The sequence below is a fragment of the Chryseobacterium gleum genome (assembly GCF_900636535.1).
GTDB lineage: Bacteria > Bacteroidota > Bacteroidia > Flavobacteriales > Weeksellaceae > Chryseobacterium > Chryseobacterium gleum.
On the sequence record NZ_LR134289.1, the window covers coordinates 5162497 to 5185378 of the forward strand.

General features: G+C 37.4%; 18 protein-coding genes. 12 read left to right on the forward strand and 6 right to left on the reverse strand.

Annotated elements, in window-relative coordinates:
• Positions 1-6 precede the first annotated feature (6 nt).
• The gene (locus EL165_RS23785; protein ID WP_002981039.1) at positions 7-387 is read right to left on the reverse strand and encodes a SpoIIAA family protein; all 381 of its coding nucleotides are present in this window, start codon (positions 385-387) and stop codon (positions 7-9) included.
• A 114-nt stretch (positions 388-501) separates the two neighbouring features.
• Here EL165_RS23785 and EL165_RS23790 point away from each other — a divergent pair, with 114 nt between their 5' ends.
• Positions 502-1707, forward strand: coding sequence for an NAD(P)/FAD-dependent oxidoreductase (locus EL165_RS23790; protein WP_002981038.1), 1206 nt, complete (start codon positions 502-504; stop codon positions 1705-1707).
• A gap of 277 nt (positions 1708-1984) precedes the next feature.
• Here EL165_RS23790 and EL165_RS23795 read toward each other — a convergent pair whose 3' ends face one another.
• The gene (locus EL165_RS23795; protein ID WP_002981037.1) at positions 1985-3175 is read right to left on the reverse strand and encodes a vWA domain-containing protein; all 1191 of its coding nucleotides are present in this window, start codon (positions 3173-3175) and stop codon (positions 1985-1987) included.
• 199 nt (positions 3176-3374) lie between these two features.
• On the reverse strand, positions 3375-4049 hold the full coding sequence (locus EL165_RS23800; RefSeq protein ID WP_002981035.1) for an SIMPL domain-containing protein: 675 nt from the start codon (positions 4047-4049) through the stop codon (positions 3375-3377).
• Between the two features lie 138 nt (positions 4050-4187).
• Here EL165_RS23800 and EL165_RS23805 point away from each other — a divergent pair, with 138 nt between their 5' ends.
• Positions 4188-5981 carry a histidine kinase gene (locus EL165_RS23805; protein ID WP_002981034.1) on the forward strand — a complete coding sequence of 598 codons (1794 nt, stop codon included), beginning with the start codon at positions 4188-4190 and terminating at the stop codon, positions 5979-5981.
• Between the two features lie 25 nt (positions 5982-6006).
• On the opposite strand, the gene EL165_RS23810 is transcribed toward EL165_RS23805, so the two are convergent.
• Positions 6007-6360: a WG repeat-containing protein gene (locus EL165_RS23810; protein WP_041461543.1), complete on the reverse strand. Its 354-nt coding sequence runs from the start codon at positions 6358-6360 to the stop codon at positions 6007-6009.
• 173 nt (positions 6361-6533) lie between these two features.
• Here EL165_RS23810 and EL165_RS23815 point away from each other — a divergent pair, with 173 nt between their 5' ends.
• Entirely contained in the window at positions 6534-7268 is a 735-nt protein-coding gene (locus EL165_RS23815) for a LytR/AlgR family response regulator transcription factor (RefSeq protein WP_002981032.1), read from the forward strand.
• 72 nt (positions 7269-7340) lie between these two features.
• Positions 7341-7883 (forward strand): lipocalin family protein, encoded by a 543-nt coding sequence (locus EL165_RS23820; RefSeq protein WP_002981031.1) that lies wholly within the window; start codon positions 7341-7343, stop codon positions 7881-7883.
• Positions 7884-7973: 90 nt separating this feature from the next.
• On the opposite strand, the gene EL165_RS23825 is transcribed toward EL165_RS23820, so the two are convergent.
• A complete protein-coding gene (locus EL165_RS23825; protein ID WP_002981030.1) occupies positions 7974-8447 on the reverse strand; it encodes a DUF7832 domain-containing protein in 474 nt (157 codons plus the stop codon).
• A gap of 114 nt (positions 8448-8561) precedes the next feature.
• Here EL165_RS23825 and EL165_RS23830 point away from each other — a divergent pair, with 114 nt between their 5' ends.
• The 4 genes from EL165_RS23830 to EL165_RS23845 all read left to right on the forward strand — a co-directional run bounded on the left by EL165_RS23830 (position 8562) and on the right by EL165_RS23845 (position 17903).
• Positions 8562-9812 (forward strand): CinA family nicotinamide mononucleotide deamidase-related protein, encoded by a 1251-nt coding sequence (locus EL165_RS23830; protein WP_002981029.1) that lies wholly within the window; start codon positions 8562-8564, stop codon positions 9810-9812.
• 87 nt (positions 9813-9899) lie between these two features.
• Complete coding sequence (locus tag EL165_RS23835; RefSeq protein WP_002981028.1) at positions 9900-13298, forward strand: trifunctional glycoside hydrolase family 18/polysaccharide deacetylase/glycosyltransferase family 2 protein; 3399 nt, start codon at positions 9900-9902, stop codon at positions 13296-13298.
• A 181-nt stretch (positions 13299-13479) separates the two neighbouring features.
• A complete protein-coding gene (locus EL165_RS23840) occupies positions 13480-15537 on the forward strand; it encodes a M13 family metallopeptidase (protein ID WP_002981027.1) in 2058 nt (685 codons plus the stop codon).
• Between the two features lie 269 nt (positions 15538-15806).
• The gene (locus EL165_RS23845) at positions 15807-17903 is read left to right on the forward strand and encodes a M13 family metallopeptidase (RefSeq protein ID WP_002981026.1); all 2097 of its coding nucleotides are present in this window, start codon (positions 15807-15809) and stop codon (positions 17901-17903) included.
• Positions 17904-17964: 61 nt separating this feature from the next.
• Here the strand turns inward: EL165_RS23845 and EL165_RS23850 are convergent, their stop codons facing one another.
• Positions 17965-19011 carry a hypothetical protein gene (locus EL165_RS23850; protein WP_002981025.1) on the reverse strand — a complete coding sequence of 349 codons (1047 nt, stop codon included), beginning with the start codon at positions 19009-19011 and terminating at the stop codon, positions 17965-17967.
• Positions 19012-19363: 352 nt separating this feature from the next.
• Here EL165_RS23850 and EL165_RS23855 point away from each other — a divergent pair, with 352 nt between their 5' ends.
• From EL165_RS23855 to mutY, 4 genes are all read left to right on the forward strand, one after another.
• Entirely contained in the window at positions 19364-19810 is a 447-nt protein-coding gene (locus EL165_RS23855; protein WP_041461881.1) for a type VI secretion system contractile sheath small subunit, read from the forward strand.
• A 20-nt stretch (positions 19811-19830) separates the two neighbouring features.
• Positions 19831-21192, forward strand: coding sequence for a DUF5458 family protein (locus EL165_RS23860; protein WP_002981023.1), 1362 nt, complete (start codon positions 19831-19833; stop codon positions 21190-21192).
• Between the two features lie 79 nt (positions 21193-21271).
• Positions 21272-21730, forward strand: coding sequence for a hypothetical protein (locus EL165_RS23865; RefSeq protein WP_232529151.1), 459 nt, complete (start codon positions 21272-21274; stop codon positions 21728-21730).
• Positions 21731-21762: 32 nt separating this feature from the next.
• Positions 21763-22842: an A/G-specific adenine glycosylase gene (gene mutY / locus EL165_RS23870; protein ID WP_002981021.1), complete on the forward strand. Its 1080-nt coding sequence runs from the start codon at positions 21763-21765 to the stop codon at positions 22840-22842.
• Positions 22843-22882 lie beyond the last annotated feature (40 nt).

Here is a 22882-nt window from a genome sequence, read left to right on the forward strand (position 1 = left end):
ATAAGTCTATGCCTCTACTTCATCTCCGTTTTTGCACCAATAGAGGGCATTGTATAAATTTTCTTTGGGGAAAGACTTAAACTCTCCCGGCATCAGAACACTGAAGATACTGGTAAAATTACGTATTCCTTCTTTATCAGTAACAATGGCCGAACGATTCCAGTTGGTAAGATTTTTCAGTCCCAGCAGCAAATCTTCAAGCCACGCACCCATGGTAAAATTATCCAGATCGGTATCCAAATACAATAAATAATTCAGCTCACCGAACTGCTCTACCTTCTCTTTTACACGCGGAATTACCAGTTTTTCAAAATCCTCTTTTGTTACTTCTCCCGTTGCATTGAATGCCGCAACATTCTCCGGGGCTTCTGGAATAATTGTTATCATAATCAATATTTTATGGTGGTTCAGTTTAAAAGAATAACAATAATTACACCATAATTTGTGGGAAAATTGTTAAAAAAGGTATAAATGTTGTTAGTTTCAGTGTAAAATATTAATATGGATCTCAAATCAAATGAACCTTTCTGGCTTTTAAAAAACGGATTGTTAGCATCTTATCCTTCATTAAAATCAAATGAATCATGTGATGTTCTTATTGTAGGAGGCGGTATTACGGGAAGCCTGATCGCTCATCAGATGATAGAAGACGGATATGACACCATTCTTATTGATAAGCGGGAAATATGTAATGGAAGTACTTCTGCCACCACTTCAATGCTGCAGTACGAAATAGATGTTCCGCTCTATGAACTGATAGAACAAATTGGTGAAAAAGGTGCTGTTTTAAGCTATAACGCCTGTAGTGACGCTATTGATATAATAGAAAAGCTGGCAAAACTCGTACGGTCTGATGCCGGTTTTAAACGTAAGAAATCATTGTACTATGCTTCCAAAAAGAAAGACGTAGCATGGCTGAAAAAAGAATTTGAGGCGAGAAAAAATGCAGGATTTGAAGTGAAATGGCTCTCTGAAGATCAGATTTTGGAACAGTTCGGATTTGAAAATACTTACGGCGGGATATTATCTAAACAAGGAGCTAGTATCGATGCTTTTCAGTTTGCACATGAGCTTTTTCAGCATAATGTAAAGAAAGGGTTGAAAATATTTGATAAGACAGAAATGGTAGAAGTAGAAGAGCATAAAGGGTTTAATCTCGTTACGGTAGACAGCGGATATCAGATCAAAGCTAAAAAGATTATTTACTGTATAGGCTATGAAAGTAAAAATCTGCTGAAGGAAAACTTTGTTACCCTGAAAAGTACTTATGCTGTCGTTTCGGAAATTGATAAAAGCAAGTTTAAAAATATAACCAGTACACTGGTCTGGAATACCGATGCTCCTTATCTCTATATGCGTACGACTGATGACGGAAGGCTTTTGATGGGAGGTGAGGATGAAGACTTTTATAATGCAGAAAAACGTGATGCTATTTTAAATATAAAAGAGAAAAAAATCATAAAAACATTAAAGAAAATAAAGCCGGATTACCACTTTTATCCTGATTTTGTATGGGCAGGGACTTTTGGAGAAACAAAAGACGGATTACCCTATATCAGTGAACATAAAAAATTTAAAAATTCATATTTTGTGCTGGGCTTCGGAGGAAACGGAATTACTTTTTCCGTGACAGGAATGGAAATGGCTTCTTTATTTATGAAGAATAAAAAGCACCCGTTATCAAGATATTTTAAGTTTGGAAGATAGATTGTCCTAATAACAGTGCTCAATTCCCCTCCTGTGGAGGGATGGCAAAATTCAAAGAATTTTGACGGGGTGGTTAAAACAAAAACCAGACAGCTCTTTTGAGCCTGCCCGGTATAAAGGTTTATTTAGATTCCTGCGGAATGACATACTGCCTGGATAAATCATTATTTCAATTGTGCCATTCCGTAGGAATCTAAACTAAATTACTTCTGTTATAAAAGAGTTTTTTTTACAAAAATTATTGAATAACATAAAAGCGGGCTTAAACCCGCTTTAACTACAAACTATACCCATTCTTTTTTGCCAGTTCAAGAATAGAACTTTCAATAGCTTTTCCCAAATCGTCAGAATCACCTGTTCCTCTTTTTTTCATTTCGGAATCAATATAAGTCTGGCGTTTTTTGGAAAGTTCCTCTATTTCTTTCTGTATTTTTTCCCGGGCTGCAGCCTTCGTCACAATCATTTTTTGAATTTCTTCTTTGCTTTTTCCTTTCAACTCTGCGGGGAGTTCACTTTCTTTTACTGTGGCAATAAATCCGGCATCTTTTTCAGCCTTATCTACCAGATCCCAGTGATCATTTTTGTAAGCATTCTTTTTGGATTTGGCAACAGCTCTTTCCACCAGGTTGGAAGCTGACTGCATTTCTGCATTTTTATCCTGTATAATCTGCTTAAGTCTGTATTCTGAACCATGATTTCCGTAATAGATATAAGTATCATTCAGCTTTGCATTACATTCGGAAATTCTGGTATCATAAGGGGTCTCAATATAGAGTACCTTTCTGTCACTGTCGATATTGAAATATTTTCCACCTCCCAATGATGCTCCGTTTTGCCAGAACGTCTGGATTCCCTCTTCCCGGCTTCCACAAAAGATAGTGTTGATGTAAATATTTTTATTTTTTGCTTTTGAAACAACCTCTCTATAATTTATTTTTCCCTGATCAAATGCTTCATTTCCTGCAATATAAATCAGTTTCATACTTTTATCATTGCTGTCCCAGTTCAGATTGGCAGCAGCGTCACGGATCACAGCACCACAATATTCACTGCCGCCATTGGTTCTTAAGGCGAACAGCTTTTCCGAAACAAGATCAAGATCCTGGGTAAGAGGAGTGACCTGACGAATATAATTTTCATCACGGATTCCGTCGTTGCCGTATTCGTAAAGGGCAATTTCAATCTCGGGAGCCTTGCCATTATATTTAAGAGTCGTCAGCGTATTCACAATATTCCACAGTCTGGATTTTGCCTGATCAATCAATCCGTCCATACTGTTGGAGGTATCCAGAAGAAGGGCAACCTGAATTTTATTGTCTTTTACAGTTGAGGTTACCGGAATCAATGTCGTCTTTTGTACCGTTAAATGATTGCCGGTATTACTGTTTACAGTATGGTTTTCTGGAAATTTCCCGGAGCTTACTAAAGCTGTACCCGCTGCAAGTGCTAAGATTTTTAACGTTGTCATATTGTTGTTTTTTATTGGTTATTTGTTGTAATCGGAAATCTTTAAATCCTTATAATTGTAAATTCCTGAAGTAAAATTATCCCTATTTGAAGCTTGAAATCAGGAAACTTGGTGAAGCTGCCGTTCGACTTGGTGGGCTCGGAAGAAGAAATGGAATAAAAAACAGCTCCCAAAGGAACTGTCTTTTAAATCTGTTATTTTAAAGGATTTCGTATTTTGTTTTAATACTGTATTTCAGTTTGATATTTTCAATATTATCAAAAGAGAAATCTACCGGCGCATCAGCCATTTCCAGCTGGATATTGCTTGCTTTTCCTCTGTAAGCTACGGGCATAATCGTATCGCTGGTGTAATCTTCTATCTCTACAATTTCAAGCGCATTTCCTGTCTTTTTACCCATACTTTCCAATAAATAATCTGCTTTTTCTTTGGCTGCTTTCAAAGCATTGATCTTTACTGTTTTTCTGAAATCTGCAATTTTGGTATTCTTCACCTCAGCAATATTCAGGCTGCTTACCCATTTCTGATTAAGGTCTTCAAAGATTTTGCTGAGACTTGATTTTGTGCTGGCTTTAAACTGATAGTTCTTAGAAAACTTAGCTGTTTTAGAATAGATATTCTGATACATTGATTTGAACTTGATATCTTCGTTCTTTACACCTGCGTTTTTCAGGATATCAAATAACTTCTTCTCATTATCTGCCAGATCATTTTTGTTATCTGCTTTTATTCCGATGCTTAAGATGATTTCATCCGGTTCTACTTCCATTTCGGCAACACCTGTTACTTCAATTGCATTTTTCTTTACTTCCTGGGCATTTACAAAGCTTCCAAGGGTTAAAATTCCGATTAATAAAAAATGTTTCAATTTCATAATTTCCTGTTTTTAAATTTTTAATTCTGATGTAAAATTACCCAGATCAGAAGCGGAAAAACGGAAGACTTGGTGAAATGGAGCTTTCACTTGGTGAATGATTTTTGGGCATACTATATATATGTATATCTTTGTTTTATGAAAACGCTTACACTCTTTATGATCTTTTTACTGGTGCTTTGGGGCAATACCATATCTTCCCAGACCACTACCAACAGCAGTACTGCTGTGGAAGAAGTACAGGTTGAAACAAAGAGGCTGAAAAAAGCAATGGACACTAAAAATGAACCTGTACAGGCAGATTCTTATTATAATATTGGTGAAACATTTTTTAACAGCAAAAACTTTCCGAAAAGTGAAGAATATTATACCAAAGCTAAAAAGCTGTATGAAAAACTCAATGACAAACCTAATATTGAGAAAGCAGCCCGAAGATTAGCCCAGTCACAGGAGAAACAGAATAAAATAACACCAGCCATAAGCAATTACAGCACGGCTGCACAGGTAAGTTACAGCGAAAAAAGTAAGGCTGTAAATTCTAATGATGTGGCAAGGCTTTCTTCCCCTACACCTGAATTGAAAGCAGAAGCTATTCAGAATAATATTAATCTGAGCAAAAAAGAAAGTGAGCAGGGAGATCTTGCAGAAAGCTACAGCCAGCTGGCCGATGTTAACCTGAAACAGAAAGATGTTTCCAGCGCTGAAGAAAATCTGAACACAGCCTATAAAATTTCGAAGCGAGAAGCTCCTCAGCAGGCATTGGCCATCAACCAGAAATTAGCTGACCTGTACGTGGAAAACAAAAACTTTGAAAAAGCTATTGAAGCCAAAAAGAAAGTGCTGAAAGAAGATTTCGTAAAAGAAAACTCGCAGGAAAAAGTCAATCAGATTCAGGAATTGGCAGATATCTATATTAAGAAAAATGATCCGAAGGAAGCGGTAGACCTTTTGAAAAATGCTTACGGAATTGCCCTAGACAAAGGTCATACACTGGAAGCACAAAGAAGTGTAAAAAAACTGGACAGCCTGTATGCGATTTCAGGCAATATTGATGCATCAGTCCAGCTGTACAGGGACTTTTTGGGAAAACTTCCCAATCTCGTTTCCAAAGACAGAAGCCTCGTTGATAATAAAATTCTGGAAGATACAGAACAGAGAATTTCACAGCTGGAAAAAGAAAAAGAACTCAAAGACGAACTTATCAGAAAGAAAAATGTATTTAATTACAGTCTGATTGGCGCATTGATTTTGCTCACCGGGCTCATTATTTTCATTTTCATAACATTGAAAAAAGTTCAGACGAAAAATAAGAAAATAGCTCTTCAGTCGCTGCGCAGAGAGATGAATCCTCATTTTATTTTTAACAGTTTAAATAGTGTTAATCATTTTATAGCTACCAATAATGAGCTGGAAGCCAATCAGTATCTGACCAAATTCTCTAAGCTGATGCGCGGGGTGATGGAGAACTCTACAGAAGATTTTATTCCGTTCCAGCAGGAACTTGACCTTCTTCAGAATTATCTTGCTTTAGAAAAAACACGTTTTGCCGATAAATTTGATTACGAAATTGAAGTGGATGAAAATCTGAATATGCATAGCCTTCTGGTTCCGGGAATGCTGATACAGCCGTTTCTTGAGAACGCTGTCTGGCATGGACTCCGCTACAGAACGGATAAGGGATTTTTAAAATTAAGCTTTGAGAAAAGCGAATCACATCTTAAAATCCTCATCGAAGACAACGGAATAGGAATCGAAGAAAGCAAAAAACAGAAAACCCAGCACCAGAAAACGCGGGAGGGCAGGGGAATGAAAAATACGCTGGAAAGAATTCATTTGCTGAATGATTTATACAAAAAAGAGATCACCTGCTCGGTAAAAGATAAGGAAAATAGCAACGGTGTTATGGTAACCATTCAGATCAATCTGAAGTAATTTAATCCAGATTGATCTGTGATTTCTACTGGATGTATTTTTTCTTTAATACAGAAAAATTCTTTTCCAGATAGTCCAGTTCATAATGAGCAGGAATGATTTCCGTACCAGAACGGTTAATAAATCCATAGGTTCCCGCTATGTTTTTTACCAGTGCCAGATCATCAGCGTATTCACCAAATTTGTTAATCCTGGAATACACTGGCTGAACAATAATTTTTCCACTTTTATCTGAAATTCCGTACGTTCCGGAATGGGTTTTTGTAAGTCTCCAGTTTTTATTGATCTTACTGAGATCCTCTCTTTCCGTGATTTTCATCTGTGAAAAAGAAAAATTGAATACACTTATGCAGCAAAGAATAAGAAGCTTTGATTTCATATGATTTGGTGTGGTTTATTAATTTTAATCCCTAAAATAATTCTTTTGCATCTTTCTTGCAATAAAAATGACCAAAAGTATGGCTGGAGAACTCGTATCAGCAAATTGTAAGGTTGGATAAATATTCCTAATTTGCACCTGAAACCGATTACTGCCACCTAATATCCGATGTAATGAAAATAAAAGCTGTCATTGTAGATGATGAACTCATAGCAAGAGAAGTTTTGCGAAGCTATCTTACCAAATACTGCCCGCAGGTGGAAATTTTGGGCGAAGCTGAAAATATCAAAGAAGCAGTTCCATTAATTACCGAAAAACAGCCTCAACTGGTCTTTCTGGATGTAGAAATGCCTTTTGGGAATGCTTTTGATGTTCTGGAAGCTACCAAAGAAGTTCCCTACGAAACCATTTTCATCACCGCTTTTTCACAATATTCTTTGCAGGCTCTAAACAAATCGGCAAGTTATTATATTTTAAAACCCATAGATATTCAGGAATTGATTCTTGCAGTTAATAAAGTCGCGGAAAGTCTTGAGAAAAAAGAAGAACTCAACCGGAATAAAATCCTTCTTGAAAATCTGAAATTGAAACCTGAAAAGCAGCAGTTGATCTTACCAACTTTACAAGGATTTGATGTGGTAAAAACAGAAGATATTGTGAGGCTTCAAGCAGACGGAAACTTTACTCAGGTATTCCTTAAAGACGGTTCAAAGAAGATGGTGTGCCGGTTTCTGAAACATTTTGATGACCTTCTGGAAAATCCTTTTGTGAGGGTTCACCGTTCTCATATCATCAATACAACATTTGTTAAATCATATCATAAAAGCGGAACAGTAATGCTCTCTGACGATACAGAAATTGAGGTTTCAGGCAGCTTTAAAGATAATTTCCTGAAAGTATTTTCATAGAATTTATTGTATCTTAACAGACCAAAGGCATTATTTTTGACGTTCTATAATAACCACCAAAATATTCCTGTCATGAAAACTATTCATAAAATTATACTTCCCGTTTCCTTAGGTGCACTGGGGCTTATCGTTTTTAATTCCTATTCTGTAAGAATTCCGAGAGGAGCATCTGCTGTAAAGAATTTTAATCTTAAAAAATATCTTGGCAGATGGTATGAAATAGCCCGTTTTGACTACAGATTCGAGAAAAATATGGAGAATGTGACGGCAGAATATACTGAGAATCCGGATGGGACTGTTCAGGTCAGAAACAAAGGCTATGATTACGTTAAAAAAGTATGGAATGAATCTATCGGTGAAGCTAAGTTTGTGAAAGATCCGAAAGAAGCCCGTCTCAAAGTTTCATTTTTTAAACCCATCTGGGCAGGTTACAACGTCATAGATATTGATGAAGACTATCAGTATGCCCTTGTTGCCGGGAGCAGTTTAAAATATCTGTGGATTCTTTCCCGTACCACCAGCATTCCGGAAAGCATACGTCAGCGTTTCATTCAGAAAGCAAAAAAGATCGGGTATAATACCGATGAACTGATCTGGGTGAGGCATAATCAATAGAGAGCAGTAAGCAAAAGAGCAAAATTGCGAAAGGGCAAAACCGTCAAAGGCAGATCAATATTTTGTTTTACGGTTTTGCCTTTTTACCTTTTAACTGTTAATGTATTCTTTCCATTCTTCAAAACGGTGATCGATAACCTGTTTCATTAGATCATAGTTTTCGTAGGTATCCTCAATATGATAGAAAGTTTCATATTCATAGTCGTTTTCTTCTGCTTTAGCATCAAAAATATTAACGTAATCATCAGCAAATGAGCTGTATCTGTTTCCAAAAACGGTATCGTCTGCATAATAATCCTTTGCAAAAAGATTTCCAAGTTCATTCAGGTCATATTCAGAAAATTTACCATCACAGTAGTCCATGACAAACTCAGCTCCAGTCATTTCTCTTCGTTTTACTCTTTCTATTCCCTCTGCAGCATCTTCTTTCAGTTCATCAGAAATAAGGTTATTGTGAATACACCAGTTCAGGAACATTCCTGTATGTGTTGCTCCGTTTTTCTGAGGAAGTCCTTCAGGAAAGTCACCACCATAATGCCATGAAGCGTCATCATATTTAGACATAATTCTTATTGTAGTTTTAGATAATTTCGTCAAAAATAGAAAAAATCAATTTATATTGCTGTGACCAGAGATTTTTCCGTCATTTGCATAGAATTTTTTGCAACAAAAAAGCATATGGAAAAAGCTGTTCTGATTACTATCGGTGATGAAATCCTTTCCGGAAATACGGTAGATACCAATTCTAATTTTATTGCCTCGGAACTTAAAAATATAGGAATAAAAGTTATTCAGATTCTTACGATCTCAGACGAAATTGATACGATTAAAAATGCATTGAATAACGCCTTTGAAATTGGCGATTTAGTCATTACAACAGGAGGACTTGGGCCAACCCGGGATGATAAAACCAAAAAAGCATTGGCTGAATATTTCGATGATGAAATTGCGCTGGATGAGGTGACATTCAACCATTTGAAAGGCTATATGGAACGTCGCGGAAGAGCAGATATTCTTGAAAGAAACCGCGAACAGGCTTTTGTTCCGACTAAATCCATCGTTTTTCAGAACCATTACGGTACGGCTCCATGTATGATGATGGAACAGGACGGGAAATTGTGCTACAGCCTTCCGGGAGTTCCTTACGAGGTAAAACCGCTTATAAAGGATCAGATTATTCCTTATCTGCAGAAAAGATTCAGGCTTCATTATATCCATACCCGGATTGTTTCTGTGGTCGGAATTCCTGAAAGTATTCTTGCTGATAAAATTGAAAACTGGGAGCTGGCACTTCCGGAAAATATTGCGTTGTCTTATCTTCCGGTTGGTACCCGCGTAAAGCTTCGTCTGACAGCTTCAGGTGATAATGAAGAGCTGCTGAAACAACAGACAGAAGAAGAAATCCAGAAATTGCTTCCTTTGGTAGAAGGACACGTCATTGCAGTATCTGAGGATAAGATTGAAAAAATCCTGGCAGAAATGCTTACCGAAAGAAATCTGACAATTTCTACTGCAGAAAGCTGTACAGGAGGAGAGCTGGCAAAAATGATCACCTCAGTTTCCGGTAGTTCAAAATATTTCCTTGGAGGAATGGTTGCCTATGCTACGGAGAAAAAGATTAAAATTTTAAATATTTCCAAAGATACTGTAGAACAGTTTACCGTGGTGAGCGAACAGGTAGCACAGGAAATGGCCAAAGGCTGTCAGCAATTATTCGATACTCATATTTCCCTTTCTACGACAGGTGTTGCAGGTCCGGGAAAAGGAGAAGACGGTAAAGATGTTGGAACGGTTTACTACACGATCAGAATTCATGATCAGGAGGTAACCTCAAAATTATACATGCCCCATCTGGAAAGAGTAGACTTTATGAATTTTGTTTCCCAAAAGGTGATTCAGGATTTGGTAAGCCTTCTTATAAACAGCTAGATAAAAGATTGTTTTTTAATTTTTTTTTAATTAATTTTAATACAGTTTTTCATACTTTTTGAAAGCCATTCAATAAATTTCAAAATCGTGGAAAATTCCAAACAGATTTTTCAGACCAGCAGCAAGAAACGCTGGAAAAGTGTACAATGGGGAAGCCGTGTTTTTATCTTTCTAGGAATACTGCTTCTGCTAGCTTTGGGTCTGATGATGACACTGGACAGAAGTCCTAAAATTCCTTTTAAAGAAGACTATAAAGCTGTAATTACTGCTAATAAACCCTACCTTCAGGAAAATAAAATTTCTAAAGAATATAAAGGTTTCAGAAACTTTATTTCTGAAAAAACAATCCATACCAATCTTGATAAAATTGAGAAGGCAAGAGCAGAAAGATACAAAAACCAAAACAGAAACTGGGCTCAGTTTCCGGGCGGAATCCGCTCTGCATTTTATGTAGCATGGGATCCTCAGTCACTGATGTCTCTGAAAAGAAATATCAGACATGTGAATCTTGTTTTTCCGGAATGGTTTTTTCTTGATCCCAAAACAGGTGATCTGAAAACCAATGTAGATCCGGAAGGATATAAGGTGATCAAAAGAACAGGGGTGGCTGCCATGCCAATGCTGAGTAATAACTTCGACAGGGAATTCCGTTCAGAAGGATTGGCAAAAGCTCTTAATGATCCGCAAAAAAGAACCCATCTGATTCAAAATATTACCCGACAATGTAAAAAATATCACTTCAAGGGAATCAATATCGACTTTGAAGATATGAACCTGGATTCTGATGAAAATCTGATCGCTTTTATGAAAGAACTTTCGGAAACCTTCAAAAAGAATCAGCTGCTGGTTACTATGGATATTATGACGGATAATGATGATTACAATATTCCAAGACTGAATCCTTATGTGGATTATTTTGTGCTGATGGCTTATGATGAGTATTCTGCAGGAAGTGATGCCGGTCCGGTTTCTTCTCAGAAATGGATCGAAGAACAGACAGGTAAAATTGTAAAACAAACCTCTCCGCAAAAAATCATTCTGGGCCTTGGAGCCTATGGCTATGACTGGAGTTCCAATCCGGATGATAATACTTCTGTTACTTACATGCAGGCAATTACCAAAGCCAGTGCCAGTAAAGCGGTTATTGATTTTAATGACAATACGTTTAATTTAAATTATTCTTACACCGATTCTAAAAATCTGACCCATACCGTATTTTTCAACGATGCAGCTTCTATTTTCAATACAATGCGTTTCTCCTCAGAATATCCTTTGGCGGGAACTGCGCTTTGGAGATTAGGAAGTGAAGACAGCAGGGTGTGGAACTTCTATGATAAAGACCTTACATTTGCCGGTCTTTCAAAGCTTAATTTAAAAGCATTGGAGAATGTAAAAGGTCAGACCATGGTAGATTACATCGGTGACGGGGAAGTGCTGGATGTTCTGAATACCCCTCACGACGGAAAAATCGCGTTGGAAATTGATCCGAAAGAGAAAATTATCACAGACGAAAACTATGTTACCTATCCGAGTTCTTATGAAGTGAAGAAATACGGAAGTGCCCCTCAGAAAGAACTTGTGCTTACTTTTGATGACGGTCCGGATGAAACCTATACACCGCAGGTTTTAGATGTATTGTCCAAATATCATGTTCCGGCAGCATTCTTTCTGGTAGGATTAAATGCAGAAAAGAACCTTCCGCTTGTGAAAAGAATTTATCGGGAAGGGCATGAAATCGGAAACCATACATTTACCCATGAAAATGTGGCAAAAGTAAGTCCGGAAAGAGCTTTGCTTGAATTGAAACTGACAAGGCTGCTGATAGAGTGCGTGACAGGACACAGTACGATTCTTTTCAGAGCTCCTTACAATGCAGACTCAGAGCCTACTACTTCGGAAGAGATTATTCCGGTAGCTTTGGCAAGACAGCAGAATTATCTGGACATCGGGGAAAATATAGACCCCGAAGACTGGCAGCCCGGAATTAAAGCAGATGAAATTGTAAAACGTGTAATGGCCGGCATCAGACAGCAGAGAGGAAATATCATTCTTCTTCACGATGCAGGCGGAGATACCAGAGAAGAGACGGTAAAAGCTTTAAAGATTCTGATTCCGACTCTTCAGAAACAAGGTTATCATTTTACCAACCTTACCAGCATTTTGCACAAAAGCAGAAATGAGCTGATGCCTGAAGTTCCTAAAACGAAATCATATTACATCATGCAGCTGAATCTTGTACTGGCTACCATTATTTATGGAGTAAGTCATTTTCTCGTAGCATTATTTACTATTTTCATTGTTTTAGGTTTGATCAGACTTTTGCTGATGGCATATTGGGCATTTAAAGAAAGAAAAAAAGAAAAAAAGTTGGGAGAGTTTCCGGTTCTTGAATCCTATCCGAAAGTTTCCATTATTGTCCCTGCTTATAACGAAGAAGTGAATATTGTATCTTCCCTGCAGAATTTACTGAAACAGACGTATCCTAATTTTGATATTATTATGGTGGACGACGGAAGTAAGGATTCCACTTATGATAAAGCAAAAGCAGCATTTCCTGATCATCCGAAACTGAAAATTTTCACCAAAAGAAACGGTGGAAAAGCCACTGCTCTGAACTTCGGGATATCACAGACAGATGCGGAATATGTAGTATGTATTGATGCAGATACCAAACTGCAGCAGGATGCCGTAAAATATCTGATTGCAAGGTTTTTAAATTCAGACCCTGAAGAAAAAATAGCAGCTGTTGCAGGAAATGTGAAAGTTGGAAACAGAGTAAACTGGTTAACCAAATGGCAGGCTATAGAATATACAACAAGTCAGAATTTCGACAGACTGGCATATGCCAACATCAATGCCATTACTGTGATTCCGGGAGCCATCGGGGCATTTAAAAGATCGGTGGTTATTGAAACCGGAGGCTATTCATCTGATACCCTGGCAGAAGATTGTGATATTACTGTGAAAATCTTGAAAGCCGGATATACGGTAGCCAACGAAAACAGAGCTGTTGCTGTAACCGAAGCTCCGGAAACCGTAAAACAGTTTTTAAAACAGCGTTTCCGCTGGACATATGGTATCATGCAGATGTTCTGGAAACAGAGACAGACTTTCCTTAACCCCAGATATAAAGGATTGGGACTTTGGGCAATGCCGAATATTTTACTATTCCAATATATTATACCATTTTTCTCGCCATTGGCAGATGTGATTATGTTCTTTGGAATCCTGTCCGGAAACGGAGATAAGATATTTACCTATTATCTGATCTTCCTTTTGGTGGATGCTTCCTTAGCTTTGATTGCATTCATCATGCAGCGGGAAAAACTGATCAATCTCCTGTATATTATTCCGCAGAGATTCGGGTATAGATGGCTGATGTATATCGTATTATTTAAAAGTTTAAGAAAAGCGTTGAAAGGCGAAATGCAGTCCTGGGGATTTTTGAAAAGAACCGGAAATGTAAAAGAGATAGCAACTTCTTAGATAAAGCCGGAGGTGAGAAGAATAAGCAGGGAGTTATTGTAGAGATAGTATTACTATTCTTTATGACTTTCATAACTTCCAGCTTCCATCCTCCGGCTTCCAACTTATTTATTTAAATTTGTTTTTCTGAAAAGTAACAAATTCAAAATAAATCATACATATTCTATAAATTGTTATCATAATGAAAAAAATAACGCTTTCTTTGTTTTTAATAGCAGGGATCTGCACTCAAACGACTATGAGCGCACAAGCTAAAGCTGCTAAAGTAGCAGTGAATAACACAGACAAAGGCTTAGACCTTAGCCTGATGGACACTTCAGTTCGTCCTCAGGATGACTTTTACAACTATGTGAGTGGAACCTGGATGAAAACAGCCAAAATTCCATCTGACAAACCAACATGGGGAAGCTTCAACAAACTTGCTGAGGATACGGATAACAATTCCATGACCATCCTGAACTCCCTTTTGAAAGATAAATTTGCTGACGGAAGCGAAGGTAAAAAGATTCAGGACCTGTATGCTACTTATATGAACATGCAGAAGAGAAATGCAGACGGGATCAAACCTATCCAGGATAACCTGAATAAAATTGATGCCATTAAAAATATGGCTGACCTTCAGAATTACCTGACTTCTGTAACCAAAGATGGTGAAAACATTCTTTACGGATGGGGAGTTGACGCAGACCTTAAAGATTCTAAAATGAACGCTGTTTATTTAGGAAATCCTACTTTAGGTTTAGGAAGAGACTACTATCAGAAAGTAAATGAAAAAAATACTGAAGCTATCGCTGAATATCAGAAATATGTAGCTTCAATGCTAAAAGAATTAGGATATAAAAATGCTGATGAGGCTGCAAAAGGTATTGTTAACTTTGAAAAAAGTATCGCCAATACATACCTGACCAATGAGCAGAGCCGTGACAACACCCTTCAGTACAATCCTAAAACAATGGCTGAACTTTCAGCGTTGGTAAAGGGAGTAAATATCCCTGAATATCTTAAAAAAGTAGGAGTAAATACCGACAAGGTAATTATCAGCGAATTAGGATTCTATAAAAACTTTGATAAATTGATCAATGCTCAGGATCTTTCTGTGATCAAAGATTACCTGAAATTCCACATGATCCATGGAAGTGCTTCTTACTTAAGTGAAAACTTAGGAAACATGAAGTTTGCTTTCTATGGTAAATACCTTAGAGGTCAGCAGGAGCAGAGAGCTCTTAACAAAAGAGGTTTTGAGTTGATCAACGGTACTTTGGGAGAAGCTTTCGGAAAACTATATGTTGAGAAATATTTCCCTGCTGAAGCAAAAGCTCAGATGGTGGAACTGATTGACTATTTAAAGAAAAGTTTCGCTGTTCATATCAATAACTTAGCATGGATGTCTTCTACCACTAAAGAAAAAGCAATGCAGAAACTGAACAAGTTTACTGTAAAAGTTGCTTATCCTGACAAATGGAAAGATTATTCAAAATTAGATATCATTTCTGAAGCTAAAGGAGGAAGTCTTTACAAGAACCTTCAGAATATTACGGAATGGCAGTATAACAAAGATTTAGCTAAAATAGGCAAGCCGGTTGATAAAACAGAATGGGGAATGACTCCACAGACTGTTAATGCATATTACAACCCGGTAAATAACGAAATCGTATTCCCTGCAGCGATCCTTCAGCCGCCGTTCTTCAATCCGAATGCTGATGCTGCCGTAAACTTTGGAGGTATCGGTGCTGTTATCGGTCATGAAATGAGCCACGGATTTGATGATTCAGGTGCACAGTTTGATGCAGACGGTAACTTAGTAGACTGGTGGACTCCGGAAGATAAAGCAAACTTCGAAAAAGCAACAAAAGCCCTTGCTTCTCAATATGATAAATACGAGCCTGTAAAAGGAACTTTTGTAAACGGAACTTTCACAAACGGAGAAAATATCGCTGACTTAGGTGGAGTAAACATCGCTTATGATGCCCTTCAAATGTATCTGAAAGACAAAGGAAACCCAGGGAAAATCAGTGGATTCACTCAGGATCAGAGATTCTTCCTAAGCTGGGCAACGGTTTGGAGAACATTATCAAGCGAGAAATATATGGTGAATCAGGTGAAAACTGATCCGCATTCTCCTGGATATTTCAGAAGTTTTGGTCCGCTTATCAACGTTGACGCTTTCTACAAAGCATTTGACGTGAAAAAAGGAGACAAATTATACAAAGCTCCGGAAGACAGAATCAAAATCTGGTAAAAATAACAACCGCTCAGCAATGGGCGGTTTTGTTTTTTTAAGGTGGTGGGGAGTAGATGATAGAAGTTAGGGATTAGGGTTGATCAGCTGACTTATATTTTGTCATAACGGCTTCCATCATTCCCTCCCTCGGAGGGGTAGCAAAAATTCAAAGAATTTTTGCCGGGGTGGTTCTAAACATTAAACCCTGAATTATCAATTACCATTCATTACATATCATTAAAGTTTGTATATTTGATAAGTTTGTGTAAAATCAAAAATTATCTTTAATGAAAAAGCTAAATATTGGAATACTTGCCCTTTCAGGTATTGTATTTCTCAATTCGTGTGGCGCAGCTAAGACTGCAGGGACAGAGAATAAAACTGAAGCTACAGCAAAAGTGGCTGAGCCGGTGAAAGAAGAAGTGAAAGAAGAGGGAATCACCTTATCATATATGGATACAAGTGTCCGCCCACAGGATGACTTTTTTAGCTATGTGAATGGAAACTGGGTGAAAACTACCCAGATCCCTTCAGATAAAGCCAACTGGGGTTCTTTCAATGCATTGAGAGAAAATGTAGATGATGCTTCATTAGATATTTTAAATAAAATTCTTACAGAATCATATCCTGCAGGATCAGAAGGACAGAAAATCCAGAATTTATATGCGTCTTTTATGGATACCAATAAAAGAAATGCAGAAGGGCTTGCACCTATCAAGGCGGATCTTGCTAAAGTAGATGCCATTAAAAACCTTAATGATCTTCAAAAATACCTTCTGGAAGCCACAAGATTAGGAGACAACTCTTTCTATGGATGGAGAGTGGGAGCAGATATGAAGAATTCCAACATGAATGCAGTGTATCTTGGCGGTCCGGATCTTGGACTGGGAAGAGATTATTACCAGAAAGTAAATGATGCCAATACCAAAACACTGGCTGAATATCAGGCCTATGTTGGAAAACTGTTTGGTGTTTTAGGATATAAAAATAATACTCAGACTGCGCAGAATGTAGTAGACTTTGAAAAGCAGCTTGCCAATTACTTATTAACGCTTGAACAGAACAGAGATGCTAATTTAAGATACAATCCTAAAAATGTATCAGAACTATCAGGGCTTGTAAAAAATGTAGACCTTGCAAAATATCTTAAAGATGCAGGCGTAAATACAGACAGAGTAATCATCGGAGAACTGAAATATTATCAGAATATGGATCAGTTCATTACTCAGAAAAACCTTCCGTTATTGAAAGATTATCTGAAATACCACATTATCAACGGAAATGCAAGCAATCTTGATGACAGCTTAGAGCAGATCAGATTCGATTTCTATGCGAAATATTTACAGGGGCAAAAAGAACAGCGTCCGATGAACAAGAGAGGGCTTACCCTTGTAAATGGTGTTCTTGGTGAAGCTTTCGGGAAGCTGTATGTAGACAAATACTTCACTCCTGAAGCCAAAAAGCAGATGGAAACCTATATTGATTACCTTTTAAAATCATTCAAAACACACATCGCCAATATCGATTGGATGTCTCCTGAAACTAAAGTAAAAGCTCAGGAAAAATTATCCAAGTTTACCGTAAAAATTGCTTATCCGGACAAATGGAAAGATTATAGCCAGCTGAAAGTAGAATCTCCGAAAGAAGGAGCAACTTTATACTCTAATCTTCAGAATGTGGCAGCATGGCAGTATCAGAGAAGTCTGGATAAAGTAGGAAAACCGGTTGATAAAACAGAATGGGGAATGTCTCCGCAAACGGTGAATGCTTACTATAGTGGATCAAACAATGAAATTGTATTCCCTGCAGCTATTCTTCAGCCGCCTTTCTATAATCCTAAAGCTGATGCAGCGGTGAACTTCGGGGGAATCGGAGCTGTTATCGGCCATGAGATTTCTCACGGATTTGACGACAGTGGTTCCCGTTTCGATGGAGATGGTAACCTTAATAACTGGTGGACAGATGCAGACCGTAAAAACTTTGATGCCAAAGTAGGACAACTTGCAGCTCAGTACAGTGCTTACGAACCCGTAAAAGGAAGTTTCGTAAACGGTAAATTTACAAGTGGTGAAAATATTGGAGATTTAGGAGGAGTAGCTGTAGCTTATGATGCGCTTCAGATGTACCTGAAAGATCATGGAAACCCTGGGAAGATCAGCGGATTCACACAGGATCAGAGATTTTTCATGAGCTGGGCCACGGTTTGGAGAACAAAAGCTACCGATCAGTATATGATCAACCAGGTGAAAACAGATCCACACTCTCCGGGAATGTTCAGGGCTTTCGGTCCGTTGGTAAACCAGGACTCATTCATCAAAGCATTTGATATCAAACCGGGAGACAAAATGTATAAAGCTCCTCAGGACAGAATAAAAATCTGGTAATTTTACCTTAAATTGTTAGAAAAGAAAGATCCATTTCATATTGCTTGAGATGGATTTTCTTTTAGTATTCTCTTTTATAATTCCGGAGCACAAACTTGATTCCGGTTTCCATAATGTCACCCATGGTTTTACAGTACTTGAAATTAATATCATAGGTAAGCTTTTGCAAAGCTGTTCTTAACTCGATAACATTAGCTTCAGGTGCAATATTATCTTTCTTCATAATAGAAATAAGTTCATCAAACCGGGTTTTGCTGCTGGTCACCCTTTTTACGATCTGGGAACGTACTTCTTTACGGTACTGTTCAATAGAGCTTGGCTTCAGTTTTTCCAGTACCATGTTCACCATCTGATTGTTTTCTTTGAAATACTGCGGAAGATAGACTTTCAGATTTCCTTCATAAGTCTGCTGATCAAAATCAATGGGACGGATTCTGTAAATAACCTGGTCGAAATCATGTATGGGAATAACCACATAATTATAAGAGCGCATATCACCAAGAAGCCCGATAAGACAGCGTTCATTGAATTTCACAAATTCTTTGGAGATCTGTGCCTTTTCCAGTTCGGAACAGTTGGATAAATGCTTTTGAATAAAAACATCTCCCGGAATTCCTAAAATATGTTCTTCTATCAACGTGTTTTTATACACCAGAAAGTTAATCCGGTTGGGAGAAAGCAGGTCTTCAAACTCCAATCCGAAGATTCGTGAGGCATCCGCCTGCTTAATATAAAAATAAGTATAATTATCATTCAGTACATTTCTCACCCGGATCCGGAAAGGTTTTGAATTTCCGAAAGTACAAAAATCGATCGTATCTACTGTCAGATAAGGTAGCGTAGCAGTATCTCCGTCAGAATGGAGTAGGGTATAAATTTTATTTAAGTTGGCTTCTATTTCTTTAAACTCAAATTCAGAATACATTACTCCAAGCCATAACGTATCTTTGCCGTCTTTATCCAGAATGTTCACACTGTCACTGAACCTCAGCAGATCTTCATACAGGAATTTGATCTTGGTGGTTCTGTTGTATTTTTCCAGATATTGATGTAATGCTTCTGAAACAGGAAATATGGGCTTTCTAAACGCTATTTTTACATCTTTCATGACACGGTTCACTTTGTTTAAATATAAAGAATATTTTTTGTAAAGCTTAAGGAATTCTTATTTTAATATTCATTTGGTACATTTGCAGGGAATAAAGCAGACAGAAATTTTATTTTATTTTTCTTGAATGAGTTTATTTATTTTTTCATAGCTTAGTGATATCGTAATGTGGTGATTTTATGTTGAATAAATATTTATAAATTTACATGATTCAAGAAAAATCTTAGTAAAATTTTGTATGTTACAGTTTTTTTTTAAATTTAAACATTGGATTGGTAATTTATTCGATTCATCTGTAAATTACTCAAAGACAGATCCAAACCAAAATAGTAAATCTCAAAATAACAATAATATGGCAATGTTTAATTATGGTGTTGGCGGAAACGAGGTAAAAGTAGACGCTAATGAAGCTATTCAGGAAATACAGGAAAATAAATCACTGATAGTAAGCCAACTTACAACAGAAGAGTCTTATACCCCTGAAATCGTAACAGGATTAAAAACAGTGGAAGACGTTTTCAGACATTTCCAGCCTTCAGTATCGGTACAGCACGAAACAGAAGATGGTGGAGTGGTAGAAGAAGAATTCCGTTTTCAAAACCTTGGAGACTTTACTCCCAAAAGCCTTACTCAGAAATCAGATTATCTGCAGCAGCTGAGCATGGAACAGGAGCAGTACAATAAAATAGTACGTCAGCTGAAAACCAACAAAATTCTACGCAATATGCTGGAGAACGATCAGACAAGAGCGGCGTTCATAGAAGTATTGAAAGAAGTGGCACAAGAACTTGAAAAATAATTAAAGACTTACATTAAATCATGGATAGCAAATTACAGGCACAAGAAAGCCAGCAGCAGGGGCAGCAGCAACACGCAGGGCAGCCGAAGGGCAACCCGCTTGCAGAGCTCAATAAAATGGGAGGATTTGGCTTTGTTGAATCCGTTGTAGACGGTATTGCCAATATGAACCCAACAAGAAAGGCAAGAAAAGAAATCTTCCTGAATGACAGCAATAAAGCAGAAGAAAGAAAAGAACTTCTTCAGAAGATCAATCTTTGGGTAAGCCTTTTAGAGGGTAATGAATCAGCAGATAAAATGGCTGAAACGTGCAAAACCAAAGCACAACAGGCCGATCAGAACTTAAAAAAGAACTTAAAAAATACACTGGACGCTGTTCGTATGCTGGAAACCAACTACAGAACAGTAGCGCAATTCTATAAAAATACAGAATTGGATAAAGTGGATAACGTAAGTATCGTCAATGCAAGCCTTGAACAGGTTTCCGATCTGGATAATCCTTTGTTCATTGATGCCATTTCAGAAGAATTCAAAAATTATTACGACCGTCTTGACCTTAGAGATAACTATTCAATCCTTGCAATACCAGGATATTTAGGATCAAATAAGGTAATTGAGAAATGGGCAAAAATCTGTAACGAAAACAAAGTAATGATGGTTACAGACTTCGCCAACCTTGATAAACCGGATGACGTTGTAGACTTATTCCACTCTGCTAACCTTACAGGAGGTGAACTTCACAGAAGTAACGTTATCATGACATGTAACTGGCTGGTAGGACGTGGCAAAGCAGAAGAAGTAGGAGAAGAGGAAAACGTAGAACTTCCGCCTTCCACTTCATTAGCAGGAAAAATTCATAAAACACTGATGTCTCAGGTAGCAGCAGGTAAAAAACATGGTAATATCAACGAAGTAGACGCTGTAAAATTCGAACTGAAGAAAAGTGAAATTTCTCAGTTGGAAAAAATGGGTCTGGTACCAATGGTAAACGAATACGGAAAAATTATGGCTTTCTCTGCGAAGACATTGTTTACAGGAGACAATATCGGTCTTCAGACGTATTCTGTGGTTCGTGTATTCGACTATGTAACCAAAGTATTGCTTGACTTCCTGAACAGAAGAGCTTTCGAAAACTGGAATGCTAAAAACGAAGACGATTTAAGAAGACAGATTGTAACGTTCCTGGATAATATCAAAGGACCGGACAAGCTGATCGAGAAATTCAAAATTGTTCGTTTCGAGCAGGACAGAGTAAACAAAGACAGAGTATGGCTGGATATCCGTATGACACCTTATTTCCCTACAAAAAGTTTCGTTATTAAACTTGACGGACACAAAGGAGATGATGGTAACGAATGGGATGCAGAATATACTCAGGAGTAAAATTAAACTTACTTTATATAACAAAAACCGATGCAATTTTACATCGGTTTTTTTTCAACCAACACCTATGAAATGTAATATGAATAAGAAGCTGATCTTTGTCTTACCGGCTATGCTGGTGGTACTTATGATGAGCTGTGAAAAAAAATACCAAAGTCCGGGTCATTACGAAAACGATCTTTTTGCAGATGAACACCAGGAAGGAAAAGCATATGTCATGAATGAAGATGAATGCTTTGATGGCAGTGAGCTGGTGATTGCAAGTTCAGAGGTTAAGCTCTCGGACAGCTCCAAAGGGCGTGGGAAATCATTCTTTCTTTATAAAGTAAAATCAGGAAAAGTATTGAAAACAGTAAGAGATTCTGCTGTAGAAATGCCAATGCTGTTTTTATCAGAATATAAACTAAAGATAAAAAATACAGATTCTATGTATGTTTATCTGAAAAAGCTTGAAGGATACCGCTTTATTGCCAAAGACAGAAATCTTAAATATCAGTGGTTAAAAGCTGCTCCGGTATACAATGTAAAGAAAAAATAAAATAAACCTATCTTTGCAGCACTGAAAATAAGATGAAGAGAAACAATCTCTTCAATGATTTAAAACAAGATTGGTTTTTGGAAAAAAATAAAACAGCTTCAGAGTTTCTTCATATAGGGAACCGGCTTTTGGAATGGTACAGGAATAATGCAAGAGATCTGCCTTTCAGACAGACAAAAGATCCATATAAGATCTGGATCTGTGAAATTGTATTTCAGCAGACAAGGATTAATCAGGGACTGAATCATTACAATAATTTCATTAAAAGATTTCCCGATGTAAAAACGTTGGCGGAAGCTGACGAAAACGAAGTTTTACTGTATTGGAAAGGTCTTGGCTATTATTCCAGAGCAATCAATATCCATAAGGCTGCCCAACAGATCATGAATGATTATCAGGGAGTTTTTCCTCACCAATATGAAGAAATTTTAAAACTGAAAGGGGTAGGAAAATATACTGCTGCAGCTGTTTCAAGCATTTGTTTCGGAGGAAGAATGCCTGCCGTTGACGGAAATTTCTACCGTGTCCTGAGCCGTATTTTTGCTGATGATTTCGATATTTCAAATTCAAGAGCGTTTACCTATTTCTCTGAGCTGGCAGCTTTGGTTATGCCGGAAAATGTAGGAGATTTTAATCAGGCCATGATGGACTTAGGCTCAGAAATTTGTAAGCCCAAAAATCCACTTTGTGGAGAATGTCCTCTCAATGAGGACTGCCTGGCATTTTCCCTGCAGAAAATTTCAGATTATCCGGTAAAAACAAAAAAAGTAAAAGCCGGAGATCTTGCTCTGACCTATTATTTTGTACACAGAAACGGCAAGTTCCTGATCCGTCAGAGAGCAGACGACTTTATCTGGAAGAAACTGTTTGAATTTCCGGCAGCTATTCCTTCTGATATGAAACCATTTATTACAGGTTCAAAAACCATTACCCATAAACTGACCCACAAAAATTTAAGCATTGAAATATGGAATGTTGAGGTCACTTCAGAAAAAGTATGGAATGATTTTATCGCTGAAAATCAATACCTGATTACAGATCTTGAAGGCTCTCATGAAAAATCCTTTCCGAAGCCTCTGGAAATTTACATTCAAAACGCTCTGAAAGACTGAAATTTGTCTTCTTAAATCTGAAATCTAATTTGTACTTTTG